General features: G+C 42.7%; 9 protein-coding genes. All 9 read left to right on the forward strand.

Annotation, left to right across the window (positions count from 1 at the left end):
* The 9 genes from gpAD87_RS10175 (at nt 1) to gpAD87_RS10210 (ending at nt 22,796) form a co-directional block, all read left to right on the forward strand.
* Nucleotides 1-1,602, forward strand: coding sequence for a response regulator (locus gpAD87_RS10175; RefSeq protein WP_064637983.1), 1,602 nt, complete (start codon nt 1-3; stop codon nt 1,600-1,602).
* Nucleotides 1,603-1,907: 305 nt separating this feature from the next.
* On the forward strand, nt 1,908-4,952 hold the full coding sequence (locus tag gpAD87_RS10180; protein ID WP_064637985.1) for a glycoside hydrolase family 2 TIM barrel-domain containing protein: 3,045 nt from the start codon (nt 1,908-1,910) through the stop codon (nt 4,950-4,952).
* A gap of 18 nt (nt 4,953-4,970) precedes the next feature.
* Complete coding sequence (locus gpAD87_RS10185) at nt 4,971-7,337, forward strand: glycoside hydrolase family 95 protein (protein WP_231952503.1); 2,367 nt, start codon at nt 4,971-4,973, stop codon at nt 7,335-7,337.
* Between the two features lie 60 nt (nt 7,338-7,397).
* The gene (locus gpAD87_RS10190; protein ID WP_064637988.1) at nt 7,398-8,966 is read left to right on the forward strand and encodes a GH39 family glycosyl hydrolase; all 1,569 of its coding nucleotides are present in this window, start codon (nt 7,398-7,400) and stop codon (nt 8,964-8,966) included.
* 34 nt (nt 8,967-9,000) lie between these two features.
* A complete protein-coding gene (locus tag gpAD87_RS10195; protein WP_064637992.1) occupies nt 9,001-12,912 on the forward strand; it encodes a heparinase II/III domain-containing protein in 3,912 nt (1,303 codons plus the stop codon).
* Nucleotides 12,913-13,471: 559 nt separating this feature from the next.
* Nucleotides 13,472-13,555 (forward strand): hypothetical protein, encoded by an 84-nt coding sequence (locus gpAD87_RS32545; protein ID WP_231952749.1) that lies wholly within the window; start codon nt 13,472-13,474, stop codon nt 13,553-13,555.
* 214 nt (nt 13,556-13,769) lie between these two features.
* Nucleotides 13,770-14,009, forward strand: coding sequence for a YcdB/YcdC domain-containing protein (locus gpAD87_RS32550; protein ID WP_064637994.1), 240 nt, complete (start codon nt 13,770-13,772; stop codon nt 14,007-14,009).
* 528 nt (nt 14,010-14,537) lie between these two features.
* A complete protein-coding gene (locus gpAD87_RS10205) occupies nt 14,538-17,012 on the forward strand; it encodes a chitobiase/beta-hexosaminidase C-terminal domain-containing protein (RefSeq protein WP_064637997.1) in 2,475 nt (824 codons plus the stop codon).
* Between the two features lie 21 nt (nt 17,013-17,033).
* The gene (locus gpAD87_RS10210) at nt 17,034-22,796 is read left to right on the forward strand and encodes an RHS repeat-associated core domain-containing protein (RefSeq protein WP_064638000.1); all 5,763 of its coding nucleotides are present in this window, start codon (nt 17,034-17,036) and stop codon (nt 22,794-22,796) included.
* The last annotated feature ends 14 nt before the right edge of the window (nt 22,797-22,810 follow it).

Raw genomic sequence — 22,810 nt, forward strand, 5'->3', positions numbered from 1 at the left:
ATGAAGCACACATTTTCATTGGTCATTGTCGATGATATTCCTGCTGTCGTTGATGGTATTGCACATGACTTGCCTTGGGACGATTATGCCATAGAAGTAGTGGGTACCGCGTATGATGGTCTGGATGGATTAAAGCTCATTCAAGAGAAACAACCCGATATTATCGTTACAGATATCCGGATGCCGAAACTGAGCGGCATTGAAATGATTGAGCAGGCGAAGCAATCGGGTGCAAAACTTATTTTCATCAGCGGATATTCAGACTTTAGCTACGCACAGCAAGTACTCAATCTAGGCGGGTTTGATTATATTTTGAAACCTTTTACACCGAATGAATTGTTGGAGACCATATGCAGAGCCAAGGTGCAGCTGGAAAAAGAAAAAGAAAGTCGTCATCATCTCATGGATGTGGAACGGAAATTGCGGGAGAGTATGCCCTTGTTGAGGCAGGAGTACCTGAATCTACTGGTGCGTTATTCTTCCCATCCGGAAACGGTGAAGGAGAAGTGGGATTTTCTGAATGTCAACATGAATGACCATTATTTCACGGTATTTACCGTGGAGATGGATAATTATTACACGAATAAGGCCGGTGTAAGTGATGTTGAATTACAGCGATTCTCATTACAGAATATTTTGGAGGAGACGATTCGTACATTTACCGGGGCTGTTGTGTTCAGGGACGATATTAACCGGTTCGTATGTATTGTGAACGATCGTGCGGATGACAATGAGGAAATGCTGAAAATCGCTGAAGCCTGCCGAGAGAATGTGGAGAGATACACGCGTTACTCTATATCCATTGGCGTCGGCACCAAGGTCGAGCATATTCACGAATTACCCATCACGTATCAGCAGGCCATGTATGCCTTGTCCTATAACTTCTACACTGGAGGTAACAGTGTATTCGCTTATCCAATCTATGCTGAGAATCACGCGACTTATGTGAAATTTTCGTCGGAAAAAGAGCGTGAGTTGGTATACTTGCTTCGTTCCGGGGCCACGAGCAAAATTAATGAGGTACTGGATGGCATTTTTAGTGAATGGAAAGACAGTCAGGCCATGCCTACACCCGATAAAGTCAAAATGTTCTGGATTGAGTTAATGGTCAACGTTCGTAATGCCATCAACGAAGATCTGGAGTTAGTTGAACCACATTTCTTCGATCGCAAGATTCATAAGCTGACATATGATACAGATTCACTGACCGAGTTACAGTCCATCGTGGCCGAAATTTGTCATATGTATTGTGAGAACATAGGCAAGAAGCAGAAAGAGACTGCACATGTGGTCATTAATGAGTCTATCGCCTATATTCGAGAACATCTGCACCTGAATGCATCCGTAGCGGATTATGCCAAACAGGTACACCTAAGTACCAGCTATTACTCCAACCTGTTCAAAAAAGTAACCAACCAATCGGTATTGCAATTTGTGGTGCAAGAACGAATTGAGAAGGCAAAAATTTTGATTTTACAGGGAATAACGCTTCAAGAAGTCGCCATGGAAGTTGGATACGAAGAACGATCGTATTTCAGCGACGTCTTTAAGAAAAAAGTAGGCATGACACCTTCCGAGTTTAAGAAGCAATATCAAAATTAATCATTGGAATCATATCATAAAAAGGCAGAACACTAGGGAGAAATTCCAACTCCTGGCGTTCTGCCTTTTTTGGAATTCAGTTGTTTTTGGGTACCATTGCAAGTGGATTTTGGCTTCTCATGCCACTGGAAAATATATAGGATACACATAGATAAGGTTTTTGCGAGGAAGTGAAAGATGCAAAATGCTGAGATACCCTAGTTTAGCTCAAGCATTTATAAAATTTTGTTGAAAACGCTTTACTTCTTAACTGAAATGTGAAATCGCTAGTTGATCCCATAGAACATATAGAGAGGAATGTTGATATGCTGAACATTACAAAACATTGGGAAGATCCAACTACTCTACACGTAAATCGGGAGACAGCAAGAGCCTACTACATCCCGTATCATGATGCTGTGAGTGCCAAGACACGAAAGAGGGGCAAGTCACCCTATTTCCAGACGTTGAACGGCCAATGGAAATTTCAGTTTCATGCCAGTGTCGCTCAGATCCATGAAGCTTTCTATCAAAAGAGCTATGATGCTAGCGGATGGGACAATCTAATAGTCCCCTCCTGTTGGCAAGTAAACGGATACGATCAGCTTCAGTATATTAATTATAACTATCCGATTTCATGTGATCCGCCATTCGTACCCGACGACAATCCTGCAGGCTTATATGTAAAGGATTTCGAGGTGCCATCGGAATGGGATGCCAAAGAACGATATGTCGTATTTGAAGGCGTGAATTCCTGTTTCTATCTCTGGGTCAACGGTCAATACGTAGGTTACAGTCAGGGCAGTCGGATACCGGCAGAATTTAATCTAACCGAATATCTTCAGCCTGGATTAAACCGTATGGCCTTGATGGTACTCAAATGGTGTGATGGAACCTATATTGAAGATCAGGATATGTGGCGTTATTCAGGGATATATCGGGATGTATACCTATTGGCACGGGACAAAGCACATATTCGTGATGTTTTTCATAAACAGCAATTTGCAGCAGCGGGTAATCAAGTCACGCTGGTGTCCGAGATTGAAACCACAGGCCGCTTGTACGTGAAGGCTGAACTTAAAGATGCCTCAGGCAGGCTGGTTGCAGCAGCCGATGGTGTAATTGAAGACAAAGGTGCGTTAAAACTGGACGTGGAGAAACCTGGGATGTGGAGTGCAGAGAATCCGGTCCTGTACGATTTATATTTGACAGCAGGGGATGAAGTGATTCTCTCTTCTGTAGGTTTTCGAACGGTAGATGTGCATGAAGGCGTATTCCGGATCAATGGCAAAGCAGTCAAGCTCAAGGGAGTCAATCGGCATGATTCCCACCCGGAGCTGGGGCAGACCATTCCGATGGAAGCGATGATCGAGGATATCAAATTAATGAAGCAATACAATATCAACACGATTCGGACAGCTCACTATCCCAATGACCCACGTTTCCTGGAATTATGCAATGAGTTCGGTATGTATGTCATTGATGAAGCGGATCTGGAGTGCCATGGCATTGGCCAAGCGGGTAATTTCAAAGATGGCTGTTACCAACAATTCTCAGCTGATCCAACATGGAAAGAAGCATTCCTAGAACGCGCGGTTCGCATGGTAGAGCGTGACAAGAATCAGGCCTCAGTCATCATGTGGTCACTGGGTAATGAATCAGGATATCACGATAATCATATCGCTATGGCCGAATGGATTCGAAGCCGCGATGAGTCCAGACTGGTGCATTACGAAGGAACCGCTGCGCAATTTGGAGGACATCCCAATACCCAATCACTGGATGTAGAAAGCAAGATGTACTTTACCTACGATGAAGTACGTAAGTATATCGAAGATGAGAACAGCCACAAGCCGTTGTTCCTATGTGAATACAGCCATGCCATGGGTAACAGCTGTGGGGATCTTGGGGACTATTGGGATCTCATCTATGCACACCCGCAGCTCACGGGCGGATGCATATGGGAATGGTCTGATCACGGAATTGCTTCCAAGACAGTGGATGGTCAATCCTACTATTCCTATGGTGGAGATTTCGGAGATTCTCCCCATGATAGCAACTTCTGTATTGATGGCCTGGTCTCGCCAGATCGAAAGCCACACTCAGGTCTGATCGAGCTGAAGCAGATTCATGCTCCAATTCGTGTAGAAGCTATAGATCTGACGCAGGGGTCATTCAGCGTGATCAATCGTCATGACTTTGTAGACCTGTCTCATATTGGACTACACTGGAAAATCACATCGGATGGCGTCACTGTAAAGCAGGGACAAATCTGGCAGCTTGAAGCACAAGCCGGAAGTGAGCAGCGTATTTCGCTTCCGTATGACTTTACCGCATTGAACGGTCAGGCGGCGGAGCTGACCCTGTCCTTCTGGAACAATCAGGAGACCACTTGGGCGAGTATGGGGTATGAGGTCGCTTTTGCCCAGTTCATCATTCATGAAACTCAATCCCTTGCCCGAATGCAGGAGGAGATTACGACCAAACCCATAGATTATCGCCATGTTCATGCGGATGAGCATCAAGGAACATTAGTGATGACAGGTCATGGATATCGGTATGAATTCAATCTGCATCTAGGAGCTTTTTCCAGTATTACACGGGAAGGGCTGGAGATGCTTGAGAAACCGCTTCGTTTCCACATTTGGCGTGCACCGATTGATAACGATACCTATATTCTGGGCAAATGGCGTGAAGAAGGGTATGACCGTGCCAAAACGAAAATATATGGAACAACTTGGGAGCAAACGGAAAACGGTGTGTCACTAAGTGTAAAGTACTCTATAGGCGCTTCAGATCGGTATCCGATTCTGCATGGTGAGGCGATCTGGAATGTGCAACACAACGGTGTAATCCAATTGCAAACCCGTGTGAATGTACGTGAGAATTTCCCTTATCTGCCGAGGTTCGGACTGGAATGGATCATGCCTGCCGGGAATGAGGAAGTTGAATATTACGGGTATGGACCACATGAAAGCTATCTGGATAAACATCGGAGCGCACGCAAAGGCAGATATCTTACACGCGTAAATGATCTCTTCGCGGATGATTATGTAATGCCACAGGAGAATGGGTCTCGCTTTGGAACGGAATGGGCGATGGTTACAAATTTGCTCGGTATGGGTATGAAATTTGCTTCTTCCCAGCCCTTCTCTTTCAATGCATCACACTATACACCTGAAGATCTAGCTACTGCTTCACATACGTATGATCTTGAACCGAGACAGGAAACGGTCGTTCAGCTGGATTATAAAATGAGTGGCGTGGGTTCATCGTCCGTTGGTCCGCAATTGCTGGATGTTTATCGATTGGATGACAAAGCATTCACCTTCGAACTGTGGCTGAAACCGATCTTCAAAGAAGATGAATAGGCATGATAGTCACAACATATGGAGAGGAGCTGGAAAATGAGCATGGTCATGGAAAACGCCTACAGTAATCAATCTGCGATATGGTTCGACGAGCCAGCGAAAGAATGGAACGAATGTCTGCCCATTGGTAACGGTACGTTGGGGGGAATGGTCTATGGTGGCATCACGAAGGAAGTTATTCAATTGAATGAGGATAGCTTATGGTATGGCGGGCCTACGGATCGGAACAATCCGGATGCTGCTGCACATCTGGGAAATATTCGTGACTTACTTATGGAGGGGCATCTTCAGGAAGCTGAACGTCTTGCATTGCTTTCCCTTTCGGGAGTTCCTGAATCCCAGCGTCACTATCTGCCTTTGGGTGAACTGACGTTAACCTTTCGAAATGCATTGCCAGGGAAGATTAATGCACCTCAGTCTTACCGCCGTGAGTTGAATCTGGAGGAAGGACATGTTGCGGTAACTTATATTCAGAACGGAATATCACATCGGCGGGAAATATTCACTAGTTATCCTGACAATGCAATGATGATTCATCTGACAGCTGAACAGCCAGGAAGCATCCATGTGGATGTGCAGCTGTCCGGAGGTGTACGCAAACGTCATATGGATGGAATGATTCGCCTAAGAGACAACTCTATGGCGATGCATGGAAGTACAGGCGGGGGCGGAGTCAACTACGCGGCAGCCATACAGGTACAGACGGTTGGAGGTTCAGTACAGATCCTGGGGGAAACCTTGCTGGTGAAAGACGCGGATGAAGTCTTCATATCACTTACCGCGGCAACATCATTTCGCTACGATCAACCGCTAGAGGAATGTGATACGCGTCTGCTACAGCTTACTAAGTATTCCATAGATACGTTAAAAGAACGGCATCGGAAGGATTATCAGGCATTATACCATCGGATGTCACTCCAGTTAGGTCCAGTAGATAAGGAATTGGAGCATCTGCCTGCCAACGCACGACTGGAACGTGTACAGGCGGGAGAATCGGATCATGGGTTGGTGGGTCTGTATTTTCAATTCGGTCGCTATCTTCTCGTAGCGAGCAGTCGGCCCGGATCATTGCCCGCCAACTTGCAGGGTATATGGAATGAACATCTTACGCCGCCATGGGATAGTAAGTATACGATAAATATCAATACCCAGATGAACTATTGGCCAGCCGAATTATGCAACCTGTCTGAATGCCACGAACCTCTGTTCGATCTGATTGAACGGATGCGAGAGCCTGGGCGACACACGGCCAAAGTCATGTATGGATGTGAAGGGTTCGTCGCTCATCATAATACGGACATCTGGGCAGACACCGCTCCACAGGATACGTATATGCCAGCTACACATTGGCCGATGGGCGCGGCCTGGCTATGTCTTCATATGTGGGAGCATTATCTGTACAGTGGCGATTTGCCATTTCTGGGACGGGCTTATGAAACGATGAAAGAGTCTGCTGTCTTTTTCCTCGACTATCTGAGTGAACTTCCGGATGGGAGACTGGTGACGAATCCGTCTGTTTCTCCGGAAAATACCTACATGCTACCGAGTGGGGAAAAGGGGACGTTATGTTACGGTCCGGCCATGGACAACCAGATTCTACACGAGTTATTTACAGGTTGTATCGAGGCATCGATTCAATTGAACAAGGATCAGGAGTTCCGAAATCAGCTGGTTTCGGTACGAGATCGCCTTCCCGGGATCGAGATCGGGAAGCATGGACAGATCATGGAATGGCTGGAGGATCACGAGGAAGCAGAACCGGGACACCGCCATATGTCTCATCTGTTTGCCCTGTATCCTGGTAATCGTATTACACCTACGAATACGCCGGAGCTAAGTCGTGCTGCACGTGTAACACTCGAACGTCGCTTGGAGAACGGAGGAGGTCACACCGGGTGGAGCCGAGCATGGTTGATTAATTTCTGGGCCCGGTTGCTTGATGGAGAACAAGTCTATCAAAACCTGATATCTCTGTTAAAACACTCTACGTTACCGAATCTGCTGGATAATCATCCGCCATTCCAGATTGATGGCAATTTTGGTGCGACAGCAGGTATTGCTGAAGCGTTATTGCAAAGTCACACCGGAACGTTGTCGATTCTCCCGGCTCTGCCTCCGGCGTGGTCTGAGGGGAAAGTAAAGGGGCTGAAGGCGCGTGGTGGCTACACCGTGAACATCGAATGGTTTGCAGACGGACGTCTAAACGGCAGCATTACAGCTACACAGACCGGGATGTGCAGTATTCAGGCACATCAGATTAACGAGATCAAGCAGCAGGGAGCTGGGGCTAACCTGTCCGACGATATAAACACAAACGGCGAGCCGATAACGTTGGAACTGGAAGCAGGATACACTTATGAGCTGTTCGGTAGATACCGTATCTGATTACACTGGACAATACGCATGATTACAATACGAAAACGAATAGATAACGGAGGGGTATGAATGAATATTAATTTTCAGGGAAAATCAAAACCACTGAATCATATATGGTCTGCGTGTGTTGGGGCAGGCAGAGCCAATGAAGGGCTTCGTGCAGACTGGCAGAGCCACTTGTTCAAGGCAGTGAAGCATGGGGGATTCCGATACTTACGATTCCATGGTTTGCTTCACGATGATATGCATGTATACAAGATCGTTGATGGACAGGAAGTGTTCAATTTCCAGTATGTTGACGCACTTTTTGATGCGATGCTGGATCAGGGGATTCGTCCTTTTGTTGAATTTGGCTTTATGCCAATAGATCTAGCGTCCACGGAACGAACTCAATTTTGGTGGAAAGGTAATATTTCACCTCCGAATGATTATGCCAAATGGGCAAATTTAATCTCAAAACTGGTTGAACATTGGACCCAGCGATATGGTCTTGAGGAAGTAAAGAACTGGTACTTCGAGGTCTGGAACGAGCCGAACCTGAGTGCATTCTGGGATGGAACGAAGGAGCAATATTTCAGGTTGTATCAAGTGTCTGTCGCAGCAATCAAGGCTATAGATGACCGTCTTCGTGTCGGTGGACCGGCTACGAGCAATTTTGTTCCGGATGCTAGATTCGATGGCGAATTAGAAGATATCTCCACCCATTTAACACTGGTGACGGAAGACCTGGACTCGCTTGAATGGAAAGGGGTCTGGATCGAGGATTTCCTCGCTTTTTGTGAGCGAAAGAAACTTCCGGTTGATTTTATATCAACTCATCCATACCCTACAGACTTTGCTCTGGATGGACATGGTGAGTTTCTAGGAAGGTCCCGACATGCCAGTTCCACCAGAGATGATATTGAATGGCTGAAACGTGTGATCGCAAGCAGCGCTTATCCAGATGTCGAAATCCATCTCACCGAATGGAGCAGCAGTCCTTCTTCGCGAGATTGCAGTCATGACTATTTGCCCGCAGCCGCGTATGTGGTCAAGACGAATCTTGAAGTGTCTAACCTGATCGACTCCTTGTCTTACTGGGTATTCACAGATGTCTTTGAAGAAGTTGGCGCAGGGCCGGCGGCTTTTCATGGCGGATTCGGAATGCTGAACCTGCAAGGTATACCGAAACCAACCTTCCATGCTTATTCATTTCTGAATCAACTTGGAGAGCATGAACTTGCACGAAGTGAAGGTACGGTGATTACTCGCACAGATAACGGAGAACTTCGCGGGTTGTTTTACAACTATCCCGAAGACTATAAAGGGACGGTACCCATGTCCGTATATCCTGATCAGACCGTAGCGCAAACAGCACAGTCTTTTGGGAGCAGCAGATCGTTTAATGTGGTCGTGGAGCAAGTTACTCCGGGGGCGCAATATGTATTGAGAACCGTCGATCGCGACCATGGCGTTGCTGTGCAGTTGTGGAATGAGATGGGTAGTCCAAATTCCCCGAGCAGAGAGCAGACCGAACAGCTGATTGCCTATGCAGATCAATTGAACGAGAGGCAATTTACGGCTGACAGCAACGGTAGACTAACACTCGATTTTAACATCGGGCCTTGGGCTATTGCCTTATTGTCCGAAGAGGTGTAACGGCAAATATGTTTAAGGGAAGGAATTAGTAATCATGGTGAAAACGCAGGAAACCGGCTCTGTGCTGACATTGGCCAAAGATTGGGTAGAACGCGCGGTGGTGGGAACTGAACCGGGACAATATGCTGAAAACGATTGGAAAACCATTGTCACACTGGTGGAGGCAGAAGAACAAACACAGCGAGAGAAGAATAACATCTACCATCTACTCGAAGGAATGGACCAATTCCTGAGCAGGGTACATTGTTCGAACCGAGTCATCAATGAAGAGAATAACCTGCTTGAATATTCAACGTATCGACGAGAGCTTACCCGTCTTGTATTCAAAGCCCGGGTGACACTGCTAATAGACGCAGAGCAATACACAGAAGGTGCAAAGGTAGCCCTGACGGATCAGATTACACTAGCAGAGGCGGCATTGAATGGGACGTATACGGCACCATTTGTCCGTAATCGCGCTTTTATTGAGCCACGACCGGATGAGGATATACAGGCCGTGACCGAACATTGTACGATGGCACCCAGCTATAACATGGGCACCTATGGGCTCAGACCTGCTATAGAATGGTACACCTATCAGCATATTATGGCAGACTGTTATGAGACGGAGAAGGTATACGCATCTTCCATTGGATGTGTAAACGAGAGTACAGCAGATCTGTCACAGGGTGACCTCCTAGCTGTAGAATTGGAGTCAGGCAGCATAGCCTATTTGACATTCGATTTGCCTTCTCTAGGTCAACGCAGGCTTCGTCATGCCCGTCTGCGACTTGTTAATCATCATACCGATGGGAAAAACGTAGATCTTTATGCCTTAGAACATTCAAATCATCACTTCCAGACACTGGAGCAGTTGACTTACCGCCAAATTGAACGACAACCGAAGATGCAGCCCTCTGCGGATCAGTATCTACGTTCGTTCCAACTAGGCTTCGCTGAAGGTTTCAGTTATGCCGATCTATCCGAGTATGTCATTCGTTCCATGGAGAAGGGAGGAAAGCTGCAGCTGGCACTGACCCTGGGAGAGGGAGAGCTACCTTGCGGATTCTACACCTGTAACCACCCGGAACAACAGAAAAGACCTCTGATTGAACTGTTCTGGGATGAGGTGCAGGAGGATGTTTGGCAGCAAAAAGTAAGAGAAATATGCCAGCGAGCTAAGCAAATCCTGGCGAATGAAAAGCCCGGTAGCGAACTGGGACAGGTTGACCCCGAAGCTTATCAGCAAGTACAGCAGGAATTGTCCAATGCGGAATGCTTAGCCCTCTCACAGCTAAAGACAGAAGAGGTGTCTGAGTCTGGCAGTGCACTGGTTCGTCTTCTCAACGCTATGCGTCATCTTAGGCACAGCCGGGTTTTACGAAGCGATTTGCACGGAAAGTGGAATTTATTTTTCACCACTCAGGGATTGACCGAACTTCGCGAAAAAACGGTACGCAACGACGAGCTCGAACGTGAATTTCAGAAGGTCAGAGAATGGTCTGAACGGAGAAGTCTGGCTGATCTGCAATCGTACGCTTCCGTGATGCAGGACGAACCGGACTGGACTTTGCTGAATAAACAATTCGGCTTGTGGACTCGCTCGCGACTGCTTACCTTCACCCCGCCAGAAAATGCAGCATCGGCATCTCTTGCCTTCGTTCTTCCTTCAGAAGACAACGAGGAGCATGACAAACTGGGTCATGTCTGGATTGATCGTGTAAGCATTCTGCCTGCACATGATGCCAATTTGGAAATTGAAAATAGTGGATTCAATGAAGGGAACCAGCTTCCGAACCACTGGACGCCCGTGGCAATCAAGGGAAAACCAGTATTGCACTGGGAAGACCGCGAGGAATATGTGCAGGATGGCAGTCATTCCATTTATCTGGAAAACCCGACGTCAGGAGACGAGGGGGCCTGGATTTATGACAAGGATATCCCGCTACAAGGGGGAGTGAACCATACACTCACGTATTTTGCAAAGGTCGAAGGAAAGTTTAAAGAGGGTGTTCAGGCTGTGCTCACATTCAAGGATGCAGTCGGCAGAGAAGTGGGTTCTTTCCACGGCATTCATAACAAGAAATCACTACCGGGCAATCCAGAGCTTAAGCTTACGGTATCTTTTCAGGCGGATGCGCTGATGTATGCCATGACTGGCGAGCGGAGTTATGCAGAAAAAGTAAAACTGCAGCTACTATGGTTGCTTAATGATTATTGTCAGGGAGTGGAGTCCTGGCTTGTTCATAATGTACGTCCTGACGGGCTGGATGCATACGGTGCAGTACAGATCGGACGTGTCACTACGCTGATTGCCACCTCGTATTCACTGATCCGGGATGCGAATGTATTCTTACAGGAGGAATACGACCGGATGATGGCTCAACTGGATTATCTGATCCGTGATCTGATGGATCTGCGTGATCGAACAGAACTTGGAGCTTATCGCGCCCAGCAGGGAACCAGTAACTGGCATACAGACATGGCGGCAGGAGCGGCGATGCTCGCACTGGCATTTCCGGAGATGCCACATGCAAGACAATGGCTGGATAATGCCAGGTTAATCCTGAAGGGCCAGCTGGACTATCACATTAACGAGGATGGCTCCTGGCCGGAGTCAATCCGTTATCTGTTCGCTGTCATCCAGCGTTATGGTACATTCGCCAAGACACTTCGCCATATGACCGGAGAGAACTGGTTTCAAGGTACTCGATTCAGCAGTACCTTCAAATATGCGTTGTCGGTACAAACGCCGCCCTATGTGTTTTTTGACAACAAAATCAGCACACCTAACTTCGGAGATCACACGCTCGATAACGGAGGCGGCTTCGCCGTTCTTGGGCTGTATGTGGATGAGATCATCTCATCTGATCCAGAACTTGGTGCACAGGTATATGAGACCTGGATAAGAGCTGGAAAGCCGTTATGCGAATTCGGCGTGGAATCGAATATGCTGGAAAACTTCTTCATGCCATCTAGCATCGATACTTTGGCCTCAGATTCAAAAACACTACATTTGATATCGCAAAGTTTCGAAGATATTGGCTTATATCTTTTCCGCCAGAACTTTAATTGTCCGGATGAAGGGTATCTGTCGGTGATCTCAAGCCGGACACCTGTAGGGCATGGACACCATGACCAAGCTTCCTTTATCTGGTATGTAAATGGGATTCCACTGGTGGTCGATCCGGGGGTAGAAAGTTATTTTGACAGTACATTCGTCTGGTATAAAGGCTCTTCATCCCATAGCGTAGTACAGTTCCGCCACAATGGATACTACGTGGATATGCCTCGGGTGAGCGAAGTCCAGCATCTACTCACATCAGATCTGCTGGATGAAATAACGATACGTATTCAGAGTCCAACAGGAGCAGGCAACCATACTCGTCATATTACATATATGAAAAATGGACTGGATGCTTTGATTTTATGGGATGTGATCCGGAATGCGGAAGAAGGGACGAGAATGAATCTGCCTTTAGCAGCTAAGTCAACGTCCATTAAAGGTCAGCGTGCCTTATCCAGCGGGCATTACGGTATGGATTTAGAAACAATCAGTCTGCTTCCTCAGTGTGCTGATATCATCCAAGAGTGGGGAAGAAGTTATCCCATTGCACCATTGGTGGAAGGAAAGTCACAGCTGAACTATCTGAGAATAAAAGCTGGACGCAATGAACCACTACTGACTGTTTTATTTGCTCATCCAACAGGTTGCGAAGGCCTGATAACTGAACCGATTCAGTGCTCGGAAAAGCATGCGTTAGCTTACCAGATCAGGAAAATGGATCGTGTAGAGGCCATATTAGTTGTTAACACGAGTGACGAATTTGTAACAACTGAGCTGAGGTATAAACACACGTTGATGGATACAAGAAATAAGGAGATCATTCCGGAAATAAAGAGCCAGATTAGGTTATCGCTCAATGGCGGACAACTGCGCGTATTGCTTCCACATTCTAACACGTAAATTACAATCGCTAAAAACTGAAGTCATGTTAGGCGTAATAAAGCAATCACACAAGAAAGCTATTTTGCAGGACTGAATGTGTCAATTCTGCAAAATAGCCCTATGTTATATATTTAAGGTGCATGATGGAAGGATGGATCACGCATGTGCTACAAATATCATATCGGGATTGTTTTCTCCTGATGATCCAGAGCACCTGTCTATTCCAGCAAAGTTTATTGCATTGTAAACATAAGGGCGTAATTCACTCCATTGAGGGCATGATTGCGTGAAAGTAGGGAACTTTGTGTCATTTTGGTAGGGAACTTTATGTCAATATATGTCGAGGGACAAGAACATGGTCTCATTGGAGTCGCTATTTTAGCGGCTTTTTTATTTTATCGGTACAAGTTCTTGTCCCAAGCTAAGGACAAGAACTTGTACCGATTGCCGGAATGGACAAGAACATAGTCCGATTCCCGATTAGGTGTATATCTAAATGTAATGACAGCAAAGGAAAAAAATTAAGCCAAGTAAAAGGATGGACCTGACCCAGCAGCAAATCGCCCATATCCTGGATATGCCATTAGATACTGTAAAAACACAATTACGGAAGGGACTAGAACATTTGCGCAACGAAATGGCTCAAGATTTTCTCGAATGAGACCTGGATACATTCCCCCTGCAGTTAAGACAACAAGCGGAGCACCAGTTTGCCGTTTCACCGGATTATGATCTAAACGTCAATGACTATCAAGAGAACACCATGAGGGGCACAGGGAAGGGAGAAGCGGTATTTTTATGGGTTAAAAGGGTTTAAAAGGGGAGTGATGACGCCGTTTCTACCACGCTCTCCAGGGACGGCAACTTGCTAGGCTATGCCATTTTCACTGGACAACGAGACACGGCTATCTGAGGAGAAGCTCAAACAGCAGGCTGAACAATTCCTGGAAGATCATTATCAAGGCGCACTGCGTGATTTTCTGTATAGTGAGATGGAGTGGATGGAAGCGATGTTTGGCTACACACGACAGCAGAAGGCGATGGGGCTGCAGCTTCCTGAGACGGGGGAATATTGCATATTAGACAAAGCCGTGTACACGGATGGTGACGATTAAGTCCATCTTTTTTTCGCCCCACGAAGTAGAGGACTAATTTATACTGCATCATCACAGGAGGAGGTTCCAACAGCCTACAGGGCAGAAGTTGTCCCCTCTGGCCGAAGAACTCTTGATGAGTGGCCAGGTGAGTTCCCGCTCGCACGAAACCTAGAATAGTGGGGACTTTCGAGTGTGATATTTAATTTGTTCCAGTAAGCTAACAAGCAGGGTTACTTTTAATACAGATGAAAAGGGACCAGAAAGTGTAGAAATTTTCTGGTCAGAAATCTAAATTCTGAACCTGAAGCTGCTGATCTTTTTCCATTCCATCGTACCGTAGCATAATCAAATTATTCTGATGAATTCAGAAATACTTCTTCCATGTAGAGCTTAGCGTAATCAAATACATACGTTCTTGATTTCTGATAAATAGAAAATAAACCATTAGTCATTATATAGAGTTAAAATTTTCATTGTAAAATTTTGAAAAATAAATATAATAGTAAATTGTTATATATTAAAATTGTCTTATAAGGGAGCGAGAAAGTGATTTCGAAAAAGGTAGCATTAAGTATGGTTTTTATTTTAGGTTTTCAACTGGTGTTTATTGGTTCCTATGTGAGCTTTGCAGAGGACAATGTCTCAAATGAACAAGAAATACAAGAACTAAAGGAAAATAATGAGATCCTTAGGGCTAAAGAAACAGCCCATGATGATTCGGAGATTCAAGATATATCGGATTCATATGCAGTTCAATTAAAAAAATGGAAGCAAGAATTCCCTGATTATGAACCTCAAAAGACTCCTAAAAATAAATCACTCCTTCAGTCAAAACTAGCCGTATCTTCTAAAATATCTTCCACTCATGATAATGAAGTTTATAAACTCCAACCCAAATATTTAACCAATAACTTCTCATTTTCAATGATGGCATCAACAATTACAAATGGAAATACAGTTACAACGATGGGGAACTTTCGTAAGCCTTCGGATCTTAGCGGGATGAGTTGGGAATCTATAGACCACTATAGTCACCCAAATTTAAAGTATCCAACCGATAGTGATTTTTCAGACGTCACTTTAAGTTACACTTACAATTTATACGGAAACGTACCGGACATGAATTCGACCCTTGCACCTGCACTAACAATAGAAACAAATGCTGGTGAGATTTACTATGCTCGGTTGTGGAATTATGTCACCAATCGACCTCAAGATGATTGGGAGCAAGAGAATAATATTATATTTCCGGCGGGAAGATCAGCTGGTGTAGCCACTGGTACACAAGGAAATATAAAGATTGATTTTAATAATCTTTATGCTGGCTGGCAACCGTATCAAAAAGAATACAAAGTCATAACTAATAAAGATGGAAAAAAAGAATATCTTGAAGAATGGGTTAAAAATCCAGACTGGAGAAAAATACCCGTTAATGACATTAAGAAAATCATGTGGGCTTATGTACCAACTCAATACGATGGTACAGCAGCCAATGAATATTTAAACGATTCTGAAAAGTTCATGGTTAAGATGACAAACTGGAACGTGTCCGGGAATGATTATCTAGGCGCGGAGCCAAAAACTAGACCGGCACAGGCTCTTCGCATTACTGATGATTACGATGACATTTACAATTTGACTCCCGAACGAGTCGTATCAGATTATCAAAAATTAGGATTTAACGGCTATGTGACCATGTATGTGGGTGCATCACATTACTACGACAAAAAGTATTCAAATGGTGCAATGGAAGTCATTACAGATTACCCATTCAATTCAGGATTTGAACAGTGGTATGACAACTATATTAAGAGATTGAGTGAGCATGATTTCAAGCTTATTAATTCTATCTCTATGGAAAGTGTTGATGCTCCTGCTGACTGGTGGCAACGTACATGGGACAATACACCAGCTACAAGTGGGTGGGTACCCGTTCCTCATCTATTAAGTTTTACAAATCCAGACGTACAGAGATTTTATAAAAAATACGTATTAGAGCTAGCAAGAATGTCTGTTAAAAATGGAATGGAGCCAATGATTCAGGAAGGGGAGCCTTGGTGGTGGTTTATGGAGGGTCTGAAGGATAAACCACCCACATTTTATGATAAAGCTACCAAAGATCTTTACCAAAAAGAGACAGGTAAACGAATGTATGAGTTTAAGTCTAGTTTGGAGTCAATTAAAGGTCACGAGGATATGCTGTATTGGTTGAGGAATAAAAACGGTGAGTTTACATTAATGCTCAGAGACGCAGTAAAAAAAGTGTACCCCGATGCAAAGTTTACCGTGTTGTTCTTTACTCCTTCTGTAGTTGACCGGGATAGAGTACCTCAAATGATGAGTATCGTTAATTTCCCTTATAAACAATGGAAGTATCCAAATCTAGATTTCTTCATGCTTGAAGATTACGATTATCTGATCTATGACCAAAAGGACAAACACATCAAATCGTTGACATATGTACAATCCCATCTTAAATATCCCGTTGAGCTCATTCATTATTTTGCAGGTTTTGTTAACGACGTTGAGCATTTAGGTGTTTGGGACAATATTAATCAAGCTATAAATGATGGTTTTAATCAAGGTTTTGGTGAAGTTTATGTTTGGGCTTATGCACAAGTAAAACGGGATGGTTGGACTTTGCCAGATTTGATTAAAGTCAATAAACCAACAGGTCTATACGAAAAACCATTTAACCTAACACTTTCAACAACGGCAGACAAGATCGTGTATACCAGTGATGGTTCGAAACCTACTTTAACCCATGGAACAGTTTATACTCAGCCCATTCATATTTCAGGCTCAACAAATATAAATGCTGCTGTCATTAAAAATGGACAGATCACACAAATCTACAATTTCACTTATGATATCGGGATAAAAAAATATGAATACGATGCATTTAATAGGATCATTTCTGAAAGAATTGCTAAAGACGATAAGCTTTATATCATAGACTATATTTTTGATGCACTTGGTAACATGATAAAACAAGATCGTATGATTATTGATAACAAATAGGTTAAATAGGAGATAATGAATTTGAAAAGAACAAATCTATTACAAACGATAATATCGTTTTTGGTGATAATCAGCTTAGTGTTGAACCCATTTGCAGATATCAAAGTTTTTGCTAATCCAATGGTAGGAGAAAACGTTCAGGAAAACTCATTTAAGAGTATCTCATCTTTTGCTAAATTTGATGAACAACAATTAAAAGAAATAGAGTCTTTATTTTCAAAAGATATGCTTTTAGTTGCTGCTTATTACTATTCGGATGTGATTTCTTTATTGGATACCGATTCACTAGTAGTACTATTAGACTTGAGTAAAGAAAAAGTTATTCAAATTATAAATGGATTATCTGAACCCGAAAAACAATTATTATCAAAGTACACACCAGTATCCATGCAAGTGTATAACTTTGAAAAGAATGAGAAAGCAACAACAGCATATTGGAATTCGATTCAAAGTCCTACTAAAGATTTTCCCACAGTAACCGATTCAGTCTACCAAAATAATACTGGAGATATAAAAGACGTTGAAGACACAAAGGACGTTAAAGACACAAAGGACGTTGAAGATTCAAAAGACGTTGAAGACACAAAGGACGTTAAAGACACAAAGGACGTTAAAGACACAAAAGACGTTGAAGACACAAAAGACGTTGAAGACACAAAAGACGTTGAAGATTCAAAAGACGTTGAAGACACAAAGGACGTTAAAGACACAAAGGACGTTAAAGACACAAAAGACGTTGAAGACACAAAAGACGTTGAAGACACAAAAGACGTTGAAGATTCCGTATCTCTGGATTCACAACCATTTATGATGCAATCGTTAGGCTCGTTACCAGATCGATTTAAGTTTACAGATCGTAACAGTTCGTTTGTGTATCAAAGTGACACTAGCTCAGATGTCAACTCCACTTATAAAACTTCGACGCAAAGTAAAGTCGATTTATACCTAAAAGGAAAAGCCAATTTGGATTTTTCCTTAATCCGTACCTATGATTCTATAAATGCAAAAACGACAAACCCATCGTATGAAGCGACGCAAGTTTGCGACCAAGGGAATAGTGATTTTGATACCACTTCTCCAGCTTCAGATTGCATGGGAAATACAGTAAGTCAGACAATTGATCAATTGACAAACACTGATTATTATATCGCGACAGGTTGGAGTATGTCTCTACCTGTCATGCACACAAGTTATATATTTGAGTCCATTCCAATCACTTTTCAACCGGGTGTAACTTATGATTCGTATAATCGGAGTTACAATTACGATCACGGCGTTCGCCGATTTTCGCTCGAAGATGGTACTACTTATGAATTTAATTTGAATTCGGAAGATGTGCAAAAGCATCCGGAAAACTATCCTTATGATAATGTTGTTTATCAATTAGATAATGACGGAAATCATGCACTAACTATAAATGATCAAGTTACGTACGCATTTAATGATGAAGGTGAGATATTATACAAGAAGAATCAATTCGGGGATCGAATTACGTATCATTATTCTAGCGATGGTATTAAGATTATTGATTCGGTTGGTAAACACATCGACATTAAAACTAACAACGGGGTCATTGAAGGTTACACAGTAGCCTCATCAAACGGAGATCAATTGTATAAGATGTTGTACGATACAACCCTAATTGATCATACCGCTTCTTTAAGGATAGCCGTACAAGATCAAGTAGACGAATATGAATTGCAAGAAGTTCCGGCTTCATATTATCAATTGAATGCAGTGAAAGATACACTAAATAATCGTACCATTGAATCTTATTCTTATTATTCACCAGATGTGAATTCCCATGCGGATTTCAATTTTGAAGATGATTACTATTATAACTTTGACGAGAATTATAAACCGATTCTCGACCAAGAAGAAGCAGAAGCGAGTCAAATCTTTAATCGTGATCGAGCAACGTACGGTGAGATTGAATACCTTCTTTTAAAACAAGTTGAAAATGATCAAGGGTTTAGAACGCATTACAGATATTCTTCCTATGATAAATCTTGGTCCCTTCAAGAAAAATGGAGTGATCAAGCAGAACTTCGCGGAACGATTCGTAACTATCTTGACGCCAACGTATTGACTTACATTGGTTATCATCCAGTCAGCTCGGTTTATTACACCTTTACAGACAACGAAGACAGCTTGAAATTCCTTCAAAAAACGATAAAAGGGAACACGAAGGATGCTCAAGAAGTATGGAATGTTTCGAGAATGGATGAGGAGCTTGCTTACTTCAGACTTTCAAATAGTTCGTTTCGTACTGGGGACAACATTACTACAAAAACAAGCTACAATTATGGTGACTATGTATCAACTACGACAAATCGTTATACTCCGAACACTTATGGAACATTAAAAGAAACTTATGCCACGACGGAATACTCAAATGTACAAAACGCACTAACACACTCTTTTGGCGACGCGGATACTGACTTTGCAAATACAGAAGTAACATCGACATTTTACAAAGACGGATTCAATCCATCCCTGGTTAAAATGTTTACCGATGGATTGTCTTCAGATCCACGCCCTGGTAATGTGAAAAATGAGCTCTATTGGGGAGATAACACGTCAGTTATAAAAAATTACGCAGCTATGCAATCATTCCAATATGACAGTTACGGCTATCCCAAAAGGGTCGTTGATATCTTAGGTAATGTAACGTCTTACTTATATAATGGCCCATTCCATCAGGTGAGCTATTTGGAAAAGACGGCTGCAGACACAGACAGTTCAACAAGACAATCTTTTGATTACAATGCAGATGGTACCGTTTATAAAAGTACTGAGATTAAAGTTTATTCTAATCAAGGAAAAAGTTCGAGAGATACACTCGTTACAGAATATCTCGATTACAATGCCGTTCACCAACCCACGCACATTAAACAATCAAGTTCAGGGGATGGATATGGAAAATACCGAGAAAGTAATCAGTTCCTTGTTTATGATGATAGTGGCTTAAATGTAACGAAGCAAACTGCATATTTAACTTTAAAAGATGGATCATCACCAGAACCGATCAGTTACTTGTATACGTATGATCCCTACGGGCGACAAACATCTATGACATATCCTGATAGCAGTAAAGTCCAGTTTAGTTACGATATTCAAAACCGAGTTATTGGAGAAAAGTATTTACCAGCCGACGGGAGTAAGGCCTTGGATTATACGTACTCATATAACAACCGTAACCGAGAGATTACCGCAACAGAGCCGAGCGGGATTAGTACTGTAACAGCTTATACTCCTTTTGGAGAAGTTGAAACTCAGACAGCTGTCTCAAATGGAAACACAAGAACATTGGTAGAGAATATCTTTAATAATAGTGGCGTTTTATTAACTTCTACTTTACCTTATGGAGATGAGAAACAGAAAACCATATATAAGTATGGTTCTAATGGAGATCTTGCTAAAGAAATTGATCCTGAAGGAAATATTACAAGCTACTCTTATGGTAATACCGTAAAGGAAGCTTCAACAATCCTCCCAAAAAATTCAGTTGAAATTGTGCATCCAAATGGTAAGGTAGAGGCTAAACTCGATACTCTATCTGGACAAACCACAAGGATTCAAGAAAAAAGTGCAACTAAGAATAGAGAGACCTTATTTACGTTTAACTCGCTAGATCAGAACACGAAAACAATTGTAAATATGGATGATGGACAGCAGATCACACACTTCAGCTATGAACCAAGTGGCAATCTGGTAGCTATGAAGGATGCTGAGGGAACAAATTATACGTACACGTATGACGTGAGTGGCGCACTTACAAAACAATTCATAAATGGTGAATTACAACAAGAAAGCACTTATAATGAGTCGGGTTGGCAGTTATCATCAAAAAAAATACAAAAAAGTGATACACCCGATCTAAAAGATACAATTAGAGAAAAACACTATGAATATACACCTATTGGGTTACTTGCTAATTATAAAAATGAACTCAATGAAACGCATTCTTTCCATTATAACGGATATGATCAGCCGGAGTTAATTGATATTAGAGATGCACAAGATCACACGATTTATAGTGTTAATAAAACGTATGATGCGAACAACCTCATGCTCACCTCGCTGAAATCAAGTAGCGAAAACGAGGCTATACAATATTCCTATGATACATGGAATCGTTTGAGCTCTCAAACGGTCGGAGGCCATAAGTATGATTTAACTTATAACAACTCCGATCAATTAGAAAGTCTAGCTTATCCAGATGGTAAGAGTGTCCAGTATGGATATGATACTTTAAATCGGATCTCTTCTGTCTCTTATCCAGATATGGGTACGGTAAAGATAAACTATACCATTGGTGAGGATTCCAGTCGTTTAACGACCGAGTTTCCGAATCATCAAAAGCAATCCTTTACACTTAATGCATTTGATGAAGTAGTTTCAAATCAGTTTGACGGTTATAATCAGCAAATTAACTATGACGGATTCAGTAATGTAACTCAGAAACTAACAAATTCTAAAATCACTTCATTTCAATATGATCAACTGAATCGTATTCAAATGGAAAAGGGTAATCTAGGAAATAAAACCTACAGGTATGATGTTAAAGGAAACATAGCATCCACTGAAGAGGATAATCCAGTCATCTTTAAAGAAGGAAGCACGGACTTACAGTATGATGGGCTGAATCAACTGGCTAAGGTAACTACAACGAATGGGCAAGATGTTGAAACTTCGACACGATACACCTATTATGGGGATGGACTCCGTGCGACTAAAACTGTTGAGAACAAGAAGACTCAGTATATTTACTTGAATGACCAAATTATTGAGGAATTAGATGGTCAGGGAAACACTAAGGCGAGAAATATATGGGGAAACACATTACTATTCCGTGTTAATGGTTCGCAAGGTGGCTATTATTACTACAACGATCATGGGGATGTCGTCGAGATTAAAGATTCGGCTGGAAACAAGCTGAATTCGTATGAATATGACATTTGGGGCAATTTAGTTTCAGAACAAGAAGCGTTCGAGAATTCATTTAAGTACGCGGGAGAAATGTACGATGAAGAAACTGGTTATTATTATTTAAGAGCTCGATATTATGATCCCCATGAAAAACGATTTATTACTGAGGATACGTATGAAGGCGAATTGAACAATCCACTATCTTTGAACCTATACACGTATGCATTAAACAATTCACTTAGATATGTAGATCCTAGTGGTCATATGGTAGAGCCTTATTATGCTTCAGAGCTCAGATATTTTCTGAAGGATACGAGGGGCAAAGGGTATAAAATAAATAGTTCCAATTATAAACTTTATAAAATTACGCTTCGAGATCGATATAACTTTAATGATTTTAAACGGTTTGATTTCTTGTACGATATGGCTGTAGGTGTAAGTCCTTATTCTAAAAAAGAGGGGGATATCGGCTGGGCAACTGAAGAGTTAGTCAATTCGCTCATTAAAGGGAAAGAAGCAGAATATATTTTAGCACTTGCCATGGGTTTTGCTGGTGGCAAAGTTAAAGAACAAAAGAAGTCAACCACCCAAAATACTACAACTCTGTGGGATATTAAAACGAATGCTAAAGCTAGCTTAACTTATAACTTCAACGGAGATAAAGTCAAAGCTTATCAAGACAGCCATGGATATTGGTGGGCAAAAGATACTACTGGCCATGCTGATTCTGCATTCAAAGTCTTCAAAAAGTCAGGCAAAGAACTTCATTGGGTTGCTGACGCAGATAAGTATGGTAACTGGATCAAAAATAAACACAAAAGTCAAACTGGTACCGTGATAAAACTTAAATAAAAAAGTTCTTCCAG

Source organism: Paenibacillus sp. AD87 (assembly GCF_001659845.1).
Classification (GTDB): Bacteria; Bacillota; Bacilli; order Paenibacillales; family Paenibacillaceae; genus Paenibacillus; species Paenibacillus marchantiae.

Excerpts from the sequence above, each read along its gene's own strand:
- gpAD87_RS10175 (WP_064637983.1), top strand. The coding sequence starts at position 1 with ATGAAGCACACATTTTCATTGGTCATTGTCGATGATATTCCTGCTGTC.
- gpAD87_RS10180 (WP_064637985.1), top strand. The coding sequence starts at position 1,908 with ATGCTGAACATTACAAAACATTGGGAAGATCCAACTACTCTACACGTA.
- gpAD87_RS10185 (WP_231952503.1), top strand. The coding sequence starts at position 4,971 with ATGGAGAGGAGCTGGAAAATGAGCATGGTCATGGAAAACGCCTACAGT.
- gpAD87_RS10190 (WP_064637988.1), top strand. The coding sequence starts at position 7,398 with ATGAATATTAATTTTCAGGGAAAATCAAAACCACTGAATCATATATGG.
- gpAD87_RS10195 (WP_064637992.1), top strand. The coding sequence starts at position 9,001 with ATGGTGAAAACGCAGGAAACCGGCTCTGTGCTGACATTGGCCAAAGAT.
- gpAD87_RS32545 (WP_231952749.1), top strand. The coding sequence starts at position 13,472 with ATGCCATTAGATACTGTAAAAACACAATTACGGAAGGGACTAGAACAT.
- gpAD87_RS32550 (WP_064637994.1), top strand. The coding sequence starts at position 13,770 with ATGCCATTTTCACTGGACAACGAGACACGGCTATCTGAGGAGAAGCTC.